9 protein-coding genes are annotated in these 14,459 nt (G+C 63.4%); 8 read left to right on the top strand and 1 reads right to left on the bottom strand.

Translation table 11 applies throughout. From position 1 onward, the window contains the following. Positions 1-353: 353 nt before the first annotated feature. From rplJ to BEP01S_RS14175, 5 genes are all read left to right on the top strand, one after another. Complete coding sequence (gene rplJ, locus BEP01S_RS14195) at positions 354-887, top strand: 50S ribosomal protein L10 (protein ID WP_062244493.1); 534 nt, start codon at positions 354-356, stop codon at positions 885-887. A gap of 59 nt (positions 888-946) precedes the next feature. Next, the gene (rplL, locus tag BEP01S_RS14190; RefSeq protein ID WP_062244490.1) at positions 947-1,333 is read left to right on the top strand and encodes a 50S ribosomal protein L7/L12; all 387 of its coding nucleotides are present in this window, start codon (positions 947-949) and stop codon (positions 1,331-1,333) included. Positions 1,334-1,538: 205 nt separating this feature from the next. Continuing rightward, the gene (locus BEP01S_RS14185; RefSeq protein ID WP_062244487.1) at positions 1,539-2,771 is read left to right on the top strand and encodes a hypothetical protein; all 1,233 of its coding nucleotides are present in this window, start codon (positions 1,539-1,541) and stop codon (positions 2,769-2,771) included. Next, positions 2,768-3,583 (top strand): hypothetical protein, encoded by an 816-nt coding sequence (locus tag BEP01S_RS14180; RefSeq protein WP_167348286.1) that lies wholly within the window; start codon positions 2,768-2,770, stop codon positions 3,581-3,583. The genes BEP01S_RS14185 and BEP01S_RS14180 overlap by 4 nt, the downstream gene beginning before the upstream one ends. After that, positions 3,580-4,791, top strand: coding sequence for a hypothetical protein (locus BEP01S_RS14175; RefSeq protein WP_062244480.1), 1,212 nt, complete (start codon positions 3,580-3,582; stop codon positions 4,789-4,791). Before BEP01S_RS14180 ends, BEP01S_RS14175 begins: the two co-directional genes overlap by 4 nt. A gap of 28 nt (positions 4,792-4,819) precedes the next feature. Here the strand turns inward: BEP01S_RS14175 and BEP01S_RS14170 are convergent, their stop codons facing one another. Beyond that, complete coding sequence (locus tag BEP01S_RS14170) at positions 4,820-5,620, bottom strand: MBL fold metallo-hydrolase (RefSeq protein ID WP_062244477.1); 801 nt, start codon at positions 5,618-5,620, stop codon at positions 4,820-4,822. A 99-nt stretch (positions 5,621-5,719) separates the two neighbouring features. Between BEP01S_RS14170 and BEP01S_RS14165 the strand changes: the two genes are divergently transcribed. From BEP01S_RS14165 to BEP01S_RS14155, 3 genes are all read left to right on the top strand, one after another. Then, the gene (locus BEP01S_RS14165) at positions 5,720-6,775 is read left to right on the top strand and encodes a GNAT family N-acetyltransferase (protein ID WP_062244473.1); all 1,056 of its coding nucleotides are present in this window, start codon (positions 5,720-5,722) and stop codon (positions 6,773-6,775) included. 221 nt (positions 6,776-6,996) lie between these two features. Next, positions 6,997-10,476 carry a DNA-directed RNA polymerase subunit beta gene (rpoB, locus tag BEP01S_RS14160; RefSeq protein ID WP_062244470.1) on the top strand — a complete coding sequence of 1,160 codons (3,480 nt, stop codon included), beginning with the start codon at positions 6,997-6,999 and terminating at the stop codon, positions 10,474-10,476. Positions 10,477-10,544: 68 nt separating this feature from the next. Next, entirely contained in the window at positions 10,545-14,417 is a 3,873-nt protein-coding gene (locus tag BEP01S_RS14155) for a DNA-directed RNA polymerase subunit beta' (protein ID WP_039206352.1), read from the top strand. Positions 14,418-14,459 lie beyond the last annotated feature (42 nt).

Here is a 14,459-nt window from a genome sequence, read left to right as displayed (position 1 = left end):
AGCACACCCGCGCCCTAGGACTACCTGACGGCGGCGCAGCAACCTCGCGCCAGGTTGCTGCGCCGCCGTCAGGTAGTGTGGGAGGGGTCTCGGTGGTCGGATTGGACTTGCCGGGAAAGACTTAGCTAGACTTGAACTACCCAAGACCGTCGGTCTCTGTGGAATCATCAGGATTCGCCATCGAATCCCGGTGCCCGCAGACGAAGACTCCTAGTGAGTGACCCACGCAGGTGAGCTCGAGATTCTTCCGTCAGGTTCCGTATGGAATCAGACGGCCAAGCGTTTCACGCCTTCCTGCGTGGAGCGCTTTTTCTGTTGTCGGGACAGACCGGACGACTTATGAAAGGAACACCATGGCGAGGCCAGACAAGGCAGCCGCAGTCGAGGAGATCAAACAGCAGTTTGAGAACTCCGACGCTGTGTTGCTGACCGAGTACCGCGGTCTCACCGTCGCGCAGATGAAAGAACTGCGCGTCTCTCTCGGTGAGAACGTCAGCTACGCCGTGGTAAAGAACACGCTGACCAAAATTGCAGCCAAGGAAGCCGGAGTCACCGGTCTCGATGAGCACCTCAATGGGCCCACCGCGATCGCGTTCGTCAACGGTGAACCACCTGAGGCTGCCAAGGCTCTGCGTAACTTTGCCAAGGCGAACGACAAGCTCGTGGTGAAGGGCGGCTACTTCGATGGAGCCGCACTCAGCCCCGAACAGGTCAACCAGCTCGCCGACCTCGAATCCCGCGAAGTGCTGCTTGCAAAGGCAGCTGGTGCTATGAAGGCAAGCCTCCACCAGGCGGCTTACCTCTTCACCGCTCCGCTGGTCAAGGCCGTGCGCACTGTCGATGCACTGCGCGAGAAGCAGGACGACGCTCCTGCATCCGACGCCTGAGCATCACCCCAAACCGAATCGGTCACTGATCGTGACCAAAACAGGAAGGACTAGCCACCATGGCTAAGCTCACCACCGACGAGCTCCTCGAGGCTTTCAAGGAGCTCACCCTCATCGAACTGTCCGAGTTCGTCAAGAAGTTCGAAGAAGAGTTCGACGTCGAGGCTGCCGCTCCGGCCGCCGTTGCCGCTGCTCCTGCTGCCGCTGGTGGCGGAGAAGCCGCTGCTGAAGAGCAGACCGAATTCGACGTCATCCTCGAATCGGCCGGCGAGAAGAAGGTTCCCGTCATCAAGGAAGTTCGTGGACTCACCTCCCTCGGACTCAAGGAAGCCAAGGACCTCGTCGACGGAGCTCCCAAGGCCGTCCTCGAAGGCGCTTCGAAGGAAGACGCCGAGAAGGCCAAGGAGACCCTCGAGGCTGCCGGCGCCACCGTCACCCTCAAGTGATCTTCTGGGCAGCAGCCTGACTGCTGCCTGAGGCTTCGAACCCCCACAGTCCGCTGTGGGGGTTCTTTGCATCCCTCGCCGAAAATTCCGCCCCGGCCGAAAATGCCTTCCCTCGCCGAGGATGCCCACCCCGTTCCGCAGCCATGTGACCGATTCGGAACACCGATCGACAGAGGCTGGGCAGAAGCTGAATTATCCTTGACTGGTGACTGAGACGACGAGCTACGCCCGCGCGCAAGAGCAGCTGCGCGACCGCATTCGCGGTACGTGGGCGCAGCGGCCCCTCTTCATCGACGAGATCATCAGGCCGGGACTGACCGAGAACCAACTCAACGCCATCCGGCATGCCTCTCAGCAGACCGAGGACACCGGTCTCACCCATTTCCTCGCCATCATCCCCAAACTCCAGATCATGGGCCATGGTGATTGGGCGAAGTTCACTTCGGACTTCGCATTCGACATGCACGAGAAGTCGGGGGAGAAGCAGACCCTCGTCCTCTTCAGCGAAGGCGATACCGCCGCCCGCTCGTACGCCTATCTCGTCACCGACAACGGACCCGTCGTTCCCACAGGAGCCCCCGAACTGATGCGGTCGAAATCCGACGACTTCATCCCCGTCGAACTCGCCGTTCCCTACTATCTGCAGGTCCTCGTCGCCGCCGCAGACGGCACCGAACCTCCGCCTGCACCGGATTTCGACACCCGCGACGTCGGCACCCGCAGCGAGGACTACATCGAGCGCTTCGGCCTCGACAACTCCGATCCCGACGCGCTCGTCTTCGGTGCGACGACTGTCGCCGCCCTCGGCGCAAGCCTGTGGCTGCTCGGCCGCCGCAATCGCTATTCCTGGCGGACAGAGCTGACGACGAAGCCGGAACTGGTCAATTCGCATAACCTGAAGAAAGCTGTCACCGAGGCGGCCGCCCCGATCCCCGAACCCGTCCGTCCCGATGACGAGACGTGGGCCCTGTACGACCGAGGCCGACGAATCCAAGAAGCACTGACGGCCCTGACCGCGGCCCACCCGGATTGGGCCGAATCCGCCGACTTCGCCCACCGCAACGGAGTCTTCGTCCTCGTCACCCTGGACCGCTGGGTGCGCCGACAGCTGCGCAGGCGTTCCGGCACGGTCGATGAGGAACCGCGCTTCTGCTTCCTGTTCCCGCACCACCGCAGAGACATCGAGGACCACGTGCTCAAACAGTCCGGCCGCAGTCTCACCGTTGCGCTGTGCGCCGACTGCCGCGAGGAACTGGAGACCGGCCACGACCCGCAGCGGCTGATGGTGCCCAAACGCCCCGGTTCCCGTCGCGCGATCCCGTACTTCCAACGTTCCGACGTCTACGCCCTCTCCGGTTTCGGCAGCTTTCAAGCTCTCGACGAGGCGGTGCTGGACGAGATGAGTCCGCAGCGCTCCGCCGTCGGAAGGAGCCGATGATGGCAGCCACGGGAACCCCGCGACCGATCGGGATCCTCAACTGGATCATCGCCGCCGTCGCCGTTGCCGCAGTGTCGGTCGGCGCCACCCTGCTCAGCGGGCATTTCTTCGACCAGACGAAGGCCGAACGCATCGAGATCGCCGACAGCGGCCGGATCGACGTCGACTCGATCTACACCGATCGCATCGAGGGCGCTCTCGATCCTGACTACGACCCATCCCGCTACCAAGCGATAGCGAAGTCCTTCGCCAAGGATCCCGTCTACTTCGACGGCTACCCCGGATTCGACATCAAGGACGACGAGATCGCAGCGATCAGGACTGCCATCGCAGACGCCGACACCCCGATCTACGTTGCGTTCCTCAACAATTCCGACCTCGACGACGCGGACGGCGAACTCGATCTGCTCGCGGCCCGAATCGTCACTGAGATGGACGACACCGAGGCGGCTGTGCTGGCCGTCGATGCCTCCGGACTCATGGGCGTCGCGGAGAAAGGGGTGTACCGACCCCAGATGGCCTACCTGAGCGGTGAGTTCAAAGAAACAGATTCCCGCAGTGCACTGAAGGGCGTGAAAGCGCTCAGCTCCGCGGAGACCGTCGACCTCGCTTCGAGGCACTCGTATAAGCACGACGACCACGGCAACCCCCTGGTCATCGGACGCGATACCGGCACCGATCCTCACGACCTCGAATACAGCACCGGCGGTGCCGTTGCCGGAGCCGTCTTCGGCATCCTCGTCGGAGGGGGAGCCGGAGTCGGAATCCACTTCATCCGCCGCGCCCTGAAGAAACGGACAGCGAAGCAGTGACTCAACAGGCCCAGACGATCGCCGAGGCGCTCAAGACCGACCCCGTCTACGTGACGAATGCCGCGAAGGGGGAGATCAACGACACGCTGCTGCAGAAGGCGGAGACGAAGATCGACAACCTCGACTTCGATGTCTTCGTCATCGTCACCGGAGACGAAGGTGCCGACCGGGACCTGCTCGAGCAGATCAAGGTCTTCAACGGCGGCGAAGGATCCTTCATCATGATCGACACCAGCACAGACCTCGCCGTCGACTACACCTTCGAAGACCAGCACGACCTGCAGATGCAGGTGATGGACCAGCTGGCCGTCGGCCACGACCAATGGAGCTACAGCACTCCTTCGGAGACGAAGCTGAACATGCTCCTCGACCTCTACGCGGATCCGCAGGAAGCCCCGAAGTTCGAAAGCGGGCAGGAAGCACCGGGCAGCGAAGTGCAGACGGTCGAGGGTCCGAGTTCGACCGCCACGCTGTTCCTCGGGGGAGCAGTTCTGGTTCTCGCACTCGTCGTCGCTCTCATCTGGTTCGCTCGATCTCGGCGGGAACGGGTGAAAGCTGCGCGCACCCGCCGCCGCTTCGAATTGCCGGCACGACTGCTCGATCGGGTCGATGACCTGCAGCGGAAGACCCTGCGGGAGGGACTGAGCGAGGACACGACGGAACTGGCCGCCGAGATCACGCAGCTGCAGACCCAGAACCTCAGCACCGCTGACGCCGAGGGAGCGGAACGGGCCCTCGACGCCTATCAGATGGCCAGGTCCATCGTCGACGACGCCGAAGCCGAACGCATCGACCTCGCTGGAGCCATGGTCCTGCTGCGACAAGCCGGACGTGAGATCGCCGAGGTGAAACTGCACAGAGCGACCAAGCGCGGGGCCCGGAAGTCCGGCGGTTCACGAGCCTCCGGCTCGGCGAAGTCAGCAAAGAACCGGGGCCTCCCGCAGAGCCTGTGCACGGTCAACCCTCTCCACGGAGAAGCACAGTCGAACCAGCTGGTGAGCACGGAGCGCAAGGGACACTTGGCGGGAAAGAGCGTCCGCGTCCCCGTCTGCGCCGGCTGCCTGTCCGATCTGCAATCCGGCCGAGAACTGCAGTGGATCTTCGACGGCGACCGCCCCTATGTCGAAGGCCGCAGCGTCTGGGCGCAGACCCTGTTCGGTGCCATCGGCGGCGATCTCGTCACCGCCCTGCACCGGCAGGGATCCTAGCCCCGGGCCGGTTTCTCGACTGAACCGCTCAGACCAGACGGTGCTCCCGCGGAATCGACCGATCATGGTCACCCGGCATTGAGCGGGCGGGCAGAGCCACCTCGGCGTCTCCCTGATCGACCATCAGCCCCTCGATATCGGCGAGCTGACGAGCGAGGAAACCACGATCCACCGGGACCCCGTGTCCGGGAACGAACGTCTTCGCCTCGGTGAACGACAGCAGGGTGTGCAGGCTCGAGGCCCATTGGCTCAGGGAGGCATCGGCACCGGCCTGAGGCGGAGCAGCCTCCTCGACCAGGTCACCGGCGAAGACGACGCCGAGCTCGGGCAGTCGGACGACGAGATCGGCCGTCGAATGACCACCGAGGACATGGAATTCGACAGGACAGCTGCCGAGGTCGAGGTGCCACACATTGCCGGGGGACGGATCGACGGGGGAGACATCGACGATGAGGTCGCCGGGGTTGTCGGGAAGGCTCGACCGAAAGTCATCCGGGAAGTCACCGCCGGCGACTCCGTCGAGAGCGATCCACGCCGTGGCCTCCTGATCGGCAGCGAACGACGATGATGCGTACACGGCGGTGACTCCGGCAGACACGGCAGCGGCGGCGCCGAAGAAGTGATCCCAGTGATCATGGGTGATCGCGAGTTCCATCGTGCGCGGACGCTCACCTCCGACCCCCTCGCCGAGGCGGCCCGCCCGCTCCACCAGATGTGCGGCGGCCGCGGGGCCGGGCCCCGCATCGACGAGCAGAGTGCGATCAGTGCCGACGATGACTCCGCAGTTGACGGCGGCAGGATCGAAGCTGAGAACATTCACTCGTGTCATGGTCGCAGTCTAGAATGTCTCCTACCGACTGTCAGCGCGACGATGCGCGAAACCCACACCGGGGCGCGAGACGGCGATCATCGACGATCGAGGACAGAGATGGAGATCACTCGGATCAGGGCCGGCCACGGCGATCCGGACGTCATCGAGGAACTGGTGCCGCAGGTGTTGGCCTTCGACACCGTCATCAACCGTGCCTCCGGCTTGGGGGAGGACTTCGACCCGCTGGTCGAAGAAGTCCGTCACCAGCTGATCTCGACGAGTCAGTACCGGACGACTCTGACGTGGATCGGTCGCGTGGCAGGAACGATTGTTGCCCGAGGCAGCGCCGAACTGCGACTGGCCAGCAACACCGATACCGCCGAACTCTGGTGCGGAGTGCATCCCGACCATCGGAGACGCGGGTACGGGACCGCTCTGCTCGAGGTGATGGAGGCCGATCTGGCAGCCGCAGGGAGGACAGCGCTGTCGAGCTACTGCGAGGTTCCCGAATCTGTCAGGACTGCTGATATCCGCGGTGCACACCTAGCCGCTGAAACCGGTGTCGGGACTCTGCCGGCGACACTGCCGGAGGTGGCGTTCCTTCGAAGCCGCGGATACGGACTCGCCCAGATCGAACGCTGCTCGGTCGCTCCGACCGCGACCGCAGCCGAACTCGACCTCGACGCAGACGGCGACTACGTCATCGAAACGTGGCGAGGGCCGGTCCCGGAGGAGCGGCTTGAGCACATAGCCCTGCTCAAACGCCGGATGAGCACGGACACGCCCGGAGCGGAGAAATTCGGGGGAGAGGAGAGCTGGGACGGCGAACGGGTGAGAGCCCTCGACGCAGAGAAGAAGGCGAGAGGCGAAGAGATGGCCACTGCTTTGGCCATCCTCGGCGGGGAACCGGCAGGCTTCACACAGGTCGGGCATTCGGCCGCCAGGCCGACCGTGGGCTGGCAGGGCGGAACCCTGGTGCTGATCGACCATCGCGGACACGGACTCGGAGTGCGGCTCAAGGTGGCCAACCACCGCAGTCTCGCCCAACATTCGTCGGTCGAACGCGTCTACACGTGGAACGCAGCGGAGAACTCGTGGATGCTTGAGATCAATGACCGGGCAGGATTTCAGACGTGGGCCTGGGTGGGTTTGTGGACGAAGAATCTGCGCTGAAAAAACGTCTTGCCAGACTTGACCAGATGCTATAAGCTTGATATTTGCATCGTTCTGCCTGTGATGTGCCTTCATATAGCGGTGGGCACGTCATTTCCACTCAAGTGAACCATGTCGACGCCGGGAGTCGAAATCCGACACACCCGTGAGTATCGCATGAGGGCCACTGCATCGAGTGGGCAGACGAAGTATCAGATGGTGAAGCACTCGGAAGGAACCAATTGGCCGCCGCCAACGACAACACCAGGACCGCTAATCCCCCCAAGAGAATTTCCTTCGCGAAGATTCGCGAGCCCCTCGAGGTTCCCGATCTGCTCGGTCTGCAGACGGACAGCTTCGACTGGCTGATCGGATCGGAAGCGTGGCAGGACCGCGTCGCCGAGGCCATCGAGATCGGGGACGACTCCGTCGCAACCACCTCGGGACTCGAAGACATCTTCGAAGAGATCTCGCCGATCGAAGACTTCGGCGGATCCATGTCGCTGTCGTTCCGTGAGCACCGGTTCGAAGCTCCCAAGTACTCGATCGACGAGTGCAAGGAACGCGATATGACCTACTCGGCGCCGCTGTACGTCACCGCCGAGTTCATGAACAACAACACTGGCGAGATCAAGAGCCAGACCGTGTTCATGGGTGACTTCCCCCTCATGACTGACAAGGGCACGTTCATCGTCAACGGCACCGAGCGCGTCGTCGTCTCCCAGCTCGTGCGTTCGCCCGGCGCCTACTTCGAATCCAGCGTCGACAAGACCACGGACAAGGACATCTTCACCGCGAAGATCATCCCCTCCCGTGGTGCCTGGCTGGAGTTCGAGGTCGACAAGCGCGACCAGGTCGGCGTTCGCCTCGACCGCAAGCGCAAGCAGTCCGTGACCGTTCTGCTCAAGGCCCTCGGCTGGTCCGAAGCGAAGATCCTCGAAGAGTTCGGCGAGTTCGAATCGATCCGCGAGACGATGGCCAAGGACACCGTCACCACGCAGGACGAAGCGCTGCTCGACATCTACAAGAAGCTGCGCCCGGCAGAGCCCGCGACCGCTGAGGCCGCCCGCAACCTGCTCAACAACCTGTACTTCAACCCGAAGCGCTACGACCTGGCCAAGGTCGGCCGCTACAAGGTCAACCGCAAGCTCGGCGTCGAAGCCCCGCTGTCGGACTCGGTGCTCTCCACCGAGGACGTCGTCGCCACCATCCGCTACCTCGTGTCGCTGCACGCCGGAGTGGACACGGCCAAGGGCACCCGCGACGGTGAAGAGACCGAGATCAGCGTCAAGCTCGACGATATCGATCACTTCGGCAACCGCCGCATCCGCGCCGTCGGCGAGCTCATCGAGAACCAGATCCGCACCGGTCTGTCCCGGATGGAGCGCGTCGTGCGTGAGCGCATGACCACCCAGGACGTCGAGGCGATCACCCCGCAGACCCTGATCAACATCCGCCCCGTGGTGGCTGCGATCAAGGAGTTCTTCGGCACCTCGCAGCTCTCGCAGTTCATGGATCAGAACAACCCGCTCGCGGGTCTGACTCACAAGCGCCGTCTCTCCGCACTGGGACCGGGCGGTCTCTCGCGTGACCGTGCCGCCATGGAAGTCCGTGACGTGCACCCCTCGCACTACGGCCGCATGTGCCCGATCGAGACCCCTGAAGGCCCGAACATCGGTCTGATCGGTTCGCTGGCGTCCTATGCCCGCATCAACCCCTTCGGCTTCATCGAGACGCCTTACCGCAAGGTCGTCGACGGTGTTGTCACCGATGAGACGCAGTACCTGACCGCCGATGACGAACTCGAGTTCAACATCGCCCAGGCCAACGCACCGCTGACCGAAGACCAGCGCTTCGCCGAGGTCGAGGTCCTGGCCCGTCCGAAGGGCGGCGGCGGTGAGGCCGAGCTGGTCCAGCATGACCAGATCGACTTCATGGACGTCTCCGCACGTCAGATGGTGTCTGTGGCTTCGGCTCTCATCCCGTTCCTCGAACACGACGACGCCAACCGCGCCCTCATGGGTGCGAACATGCAGCGTCAGGCCGTGCCACTGGTGATGGCCGAATCCCCGGTCGTGGGCACCGGCATGGAATACCGTGCCGCCGTCGACGCCGGCGATGTCATCACCGCTGAGAAGTCCGGTGTCATCACCGAGGTCTCGGCAGATTTCGTCACGGTGCTCGCCGACGACGGAACTCAGCTGACTTACAAGGCGTCGAAGTTCAAGCGTTCGAACCACGGCACCTCGTACAACCAGCGCATCCTCGTCGACGAAGGCGACCGCGTCGAGGCCGGAACCGTCCTCGCTGACGGACCGTCCACCGAGAACGGCGAGATGGCTCTGGGCAAGAACCTCCTCGTGGCGTTCATGTCGTGGGAAGGCTACAACTACGAGGATGCGATCATCCTCTCCCAGCGCCTCGTCCAGGACGATGTGCTCTCCTCGATCCACATCGAGGAGCACGAAGTCGATGCTCGTGACACCAAGCTCGGTGCCGAAGAGATCACTCGGGACATCCCGAACATCTCACCCGACGCTCTGGCCGACCTCGACGATCGCGGAATCATCCGCATCGGCGCAGAGGTCACCGACGGCGACATCCTCGTCGGCAAGGTCACCCCGAAGGGTGAGACCGAGCTGACTCCGGAAGAGCGCCTGCTGCGCGCGATCTTCGGTGAGAAGTCCCGTGAGGTCCGCGACACCTCGCTGCGCGTTCCCCACGGCGAGATCGGCACCGTCATCGGCGTGCGCGTCTTCGACCGTGAGGACGACGACGAGCTCTCGCCCGGTGTCAACCAGATGGTCCGCGTCTACGTGGCTCAGCGCCGCAAGATCACCATCGGTGACAAGATGGCCGGCCGTCACGGCAACAAGGGCGTCATCTCGACGATCCTGCCGGTCGAGGACATGCCGTTCCTCGCCGACGGCACTCCCGTCGACGTCATCCTCAACCCGCACGGTGTTCCCCGTCGTATGAACATCGGCCAGGTCTTCGAAGTCCACCTCGGATGGATCTCGAAGCAGGGCTGGAAGATCGAGGGCAACCCCGAGTGGGCCGCCGAGCTGCCCGAGGCCGCTCGCGAAGCGGAGGCCGGCACCAACCTGGCCACCCCGGTCTTCGACGGTGCGCACGAGCAGGAGCTGCGCGGACTGCTGGATTCGACGACCCCGAACCGCGATGGGGACCGCCTCATCGACTCCTCGGGCAAGGCTCAGCTGTTCGACGGCCGCTCCGGTGAGCCGTTCCCGTACCCGATCTCGGTCGGCTACATGTACATGCTCAAGCTCCACCACCTCGTCGACGACAAGATCCACGCGCGTTCGACCGGACCGTACTCGATGATCACCCAGCAGCCGCTCGGTGGTAAGGCACAGTTCGGTGGTCAGCGCTTCGGTGAGATGGAAGTCTGGGCCCTCGAGGCCTACGGCGCCGCCTACACCCTGCAGGAGCTTCTGACGATCAAGTCCGATGACATCCCAGGCCGTGTGAAGGTCTACGAAGCCATCGTCAAGGGTGAGAACCTGCCCGATCCCGGAATCCCGGAGTCGTTCAAGGTCCTCATCAAGGAGATGCAGTCCCTGTGCCTCAACGTCGAAGTTCTGTCTTCCGACGGAGGCCATGTCGAGATGGGCGAGTCGGAGGACGAGGTCTACCGCGCCGCCGAGGAACTCGGCATCGACCTCTCCCGCCGCGAAGCACAGACCGTAGAAGAAGTCTGAGGACTTCCACTTCAACCGACACAACTTTTTGATGAACGATTCGTTCATCGCCAGGAAAGAGGATTTACGTGCCTGACGTCAATTTCTTTGATGAACTGCGCATCGGTCTTGCCACCACGGACAACATCCGCGGCTGGTCACACGGTGAGGTGAAAAAGCCTGAGACCATCAACTACCGCACCCTGAAGCCGGAGAAGGACGGACTCTTCTGCGAGAAGATCTTCGGTCCCACCCGCGACTGGGAGTGCGCCTGCGGAAAGTACAAGCGAGTCCGCTTCAAGGGCATCATCTGCGAACGCTGCGGCGTCGAGGTGACCCGTGCCAAGGTGCGTCGCGAGCGGATGGGCCACCTCGAGCTCGCCGCTCCCGTGACCCACATCTGGTACTTCAAGGGTGTGCCCTCACGTTTGGGCTACCTGCTGGATCTGGCTCCGAAGGACCTCGAGAAGGTCATCTACTTCGCGGCCTACATGATCACCTCGGTCGACGAGGATTCCCGTCACCGTGATCTGCCCAGCCTGCAGAACAAGATCGACGTCGAGAAGCAGCAGATCGGCACCCGCCGTGACGCCGACATCGACCGTCGTGCCAAGAAGCTCGAAGAGGATCTCGCTGCACTCGAGGCCGAAGGCGGAACCGCCCAGGCCAAGAAGAAGCTGCGCGACACCGCCGAGAAGGAAATGGACAAGCTGCGCAAGAACGCCGACCGTGAGGTCGACCGTATCGAGCAGGTGTGGGACCGGTTCAAGAACCTCAAGGTCAACGACCTCGAAGGTGACGAGAGCCTGTACCGCGAGATGTTCCACCGCTTCGGCCTGTACTTCTCCGGTGCCATGGGCGCCGAGGCGATCCAGAAGCGCCTCATCGACTTCGACCTCGAAGGCGAAGCCGAGAAGCTGCGCGAACTCATCGCCACCGGCAAGGGACAGCGCAAGACCCGTGCGCTCAAGCGCCTCAAGGTCGTCAACGCGTTCCTGACCACCGACAACAACCCCGAGGGCATGGTCCTCGACGTCGTTCCGGTGATCCCGCCGGAGCTGCGCCCGATGGTGCAGCTCGATGGTGGACGCTTCGCGACCTCGGACCTCAACGACCTCTACCGTCGCGTCATCAACCGCAACAACCGCCTCAAGCGTCTGCTCGACCTCGGTGCTCCCGAGATCATCGTCAACAACGAGAAGCGGATGCTGCAGGAGGCCGTTGACTCGCTGTTCGACAACGGTCGTCGCGGACGTCCGGTGACCGGACCGGGCAACCGCCCGCTCAAGTCGCTGTCGGACATGCTCAAGGGCAAGCAGGGACGTTTCCGTCAGAACCTGCTCGGTAAGCGTGTGGACTACTCGGGCCGTTCGGTCATCGTCGTCGGTCCGCAGCTGCACCTGCACCAGTGCGGTCTGCCCAAGACCATGGCGCTGGAGCTGTTCAAGCCCTTCGTGATGAAGCGTCTGGTCGATCTCAACCACGCTCAGAACATCAAGTCGGCCAAGCGCATGGTCGAGCGTCAGCACCCGCAGGTGTGGGATGTCCTCGAAGAGGTCATCACCGAACACCCCGTGCTGCTCAACCGTGCACCGACCCTGCACCGTCTGGGCATCCAGGCGTTCGAGCCGCAGCTCATCGAGGGTAAGGCCATCCAGCTGCACCCGCTCGTCTGCTCGGCGTTCAACGCTGACTTCGACGGTGACCAGATGGCTGTGCACCTGCCGCTGAGCCCCGAGGCGCAGGCCGAGGCCCGCATCCTCATGCTCTCGGCCAACAACATCCTCAAGCCCTCGGACGGCAAGCCCGTGACCATGCCTTCGCAGGATATGATCATCGGTCTGTTCCACCTCACCTCCGAGCGCAAGGGACTGCCCGGCGAAGGACGCGCGTTCTCCGGAATGGGCGAAGCCATCATGGCCTTCGATCGCGGAGAGCTCGACCTCGGTTCGCCGATCACCATCCGCCTCGATGATGTTGTTCCCAGTGAGGGCATGGAGCTTCCCGAAGGCTGGGAGGCCGGCGATCCGCTGGACGTGCAGACCACTCTGGGTCGCGCGACGTTCAACGAGTACCTGCCTGCCGACTACGCGTTCGTGAACTCGACGATCGACAAGAAGGCCCTGAGCCGGATCGTCAACCACCTCGCCGAGGAGTACCCGAAGGTCGAGGTTGCCCACACGCTGGACAACTTCAAGGCCGGCGGCTTCTACTGGGCCACCCGTTCGGGCATCACCATCGCGATGTCGGACGTCGTCTCACCCGAGGCGAAGACCGAGATCATCGACAATGCCGAGGTCATCGACACGAAGGTTCAGCAGCAGTACGAACTGGGTGCGCTGACCGATGACGAGCGCCGCAACGAGCTCGTCAAGCTGTGGACCGAGACGACCGAGAAGGTCGACCAGATCATGCGGACGAACTTCCCCGAGGAGAACTCGGTGCTGCGTCTGGTCGAGTCCGGTGCATCCGGTAACTGGATGCAGGTGCGTCAGCTGGCCGGTATGCGCGGTCTGGTGACGAACCCGCAGGGTGAGATCATCCCGCGTCCGATCGTGTCGAACTACCGTGAGGGACTCGCAGTGCTCGAGTACTTCATCGCTTCGCACGGTGCTCGTAAGGGTCTGGCCGATACCGCTCTGCGTACCGCTGACTCCGGTTACCTGACCCGTCGTCTCGTCGACGTCTCGCAGGATGTCATCGTCCGTGCGGCAGAGGCCGAGTCGAACAAGGGCATCACCCTGCCGATCGCCGAACGCGATCACGAGGGCAACCTGGTTCCGCACGAGTACGCCGAGACCAGCGTCTACGGCCGTCTCAACGTCTCCGATGTCACCGACGCCGAGGGCAATGTGCTCCTTCCGGCCAAGTCCGATGTCACCGGTGCTGTGGTGGACATGCTCGTTGCCAACGGCATCGAAGAGCTCAAGGTCCACTCCGTGCTGACTGCCGATTCCGATGCGCAGATCTCCGCCGAGCACTACGGTCGCTCGATGGCGACCGGTCAGCTCGTCGACATCGGCGAGGCCATCGGCACCGTCGCTGCACAGTCGATCGGTGAGCCCGGTACCCAGCTGACGATGCGTACGTTCCACACCGGTGGTGCCGCCGCATCCACGGGTGATATCACGCAGGGTCTGCCGCGTGTGACCGAGCTCTTCGAAGCTCGCACACCGAAGGGCTTCGCCCCCATCGCCGAGGCGACCGGACGGGCGAAGATCGACGACAGCCGCAAGACCCGCTTCGTCATCATCACCCCCGATGACGGCAGCGACGAGATCGAGCACGCAGTGTCCAAGCGTGCCCGTCTCATGGTCGAGGACGGCCAGCACGTCAAGGCCGGTGAACAGCTCATCGTCGGTGCAGTCGATCCGAAGCAGGTGCTGCGCATCCGCGGTCGCCGTGAGGCCGAGCGCTTCCTCGTCGAGGAAGTCCAGAAGGTCTACCGTTCGCAGGGCGTGGGCATCCACGACAAGCACATCGAGGTCATCGTGCGGCAGATGCTGCGTCGCGTGACCGTGATCGAGTCGGGCGACACGAACCTGCTGCCCGGTGAGCTCGTCGACCGTGGCCGTTACCAGACGGAGAACCGTCGTGTGGTCGCCGAAGGCGGCCAGCCGGCATCGGCTCGTGACGAGCTGATGGGCATCACGAAGGCTTCGCTGGCCACCGATTCGTGGCTGTCGGCCGCATCCTTCCAGGAGACCACCCGCGTCCTCACCGAGGCGGCTATGGAAGGCAAGTCTGATACGCTCATGGGCCTCAAGGAGAACGTCATCCTCGGTAAGCTCATCCCTGCCGGCACCGGCCTGCAGACCCACCGCAATCTCGTGGTGGAGCCGACCGAAGAGGCCAAGGCCGAGATGTTCACGAACAGCTACGGCGACTTCTACGCGGGCATCGGAGCCGATTCCGGTTCTGCCATCCCGCTGGAAGACTACGACTACGGAGCGTTCAGCTGATCTGCTGATCCTTCAGCCGTAAGGCAGACAGGAGGGGCACCC

Source organism: Brevibacterium epidermidis NBRC 14811, assembly GCF_001570805.1.
GTDB lineage: Bacteria > Actinomycetota > Actinomycetes > Actinomycetales > Brevibacteriaceae > Brevibacterium > Brevibacterium epidermidis.
This window is presented reverse-complemented; position numbering and strand designations above follow the sequence as displayed.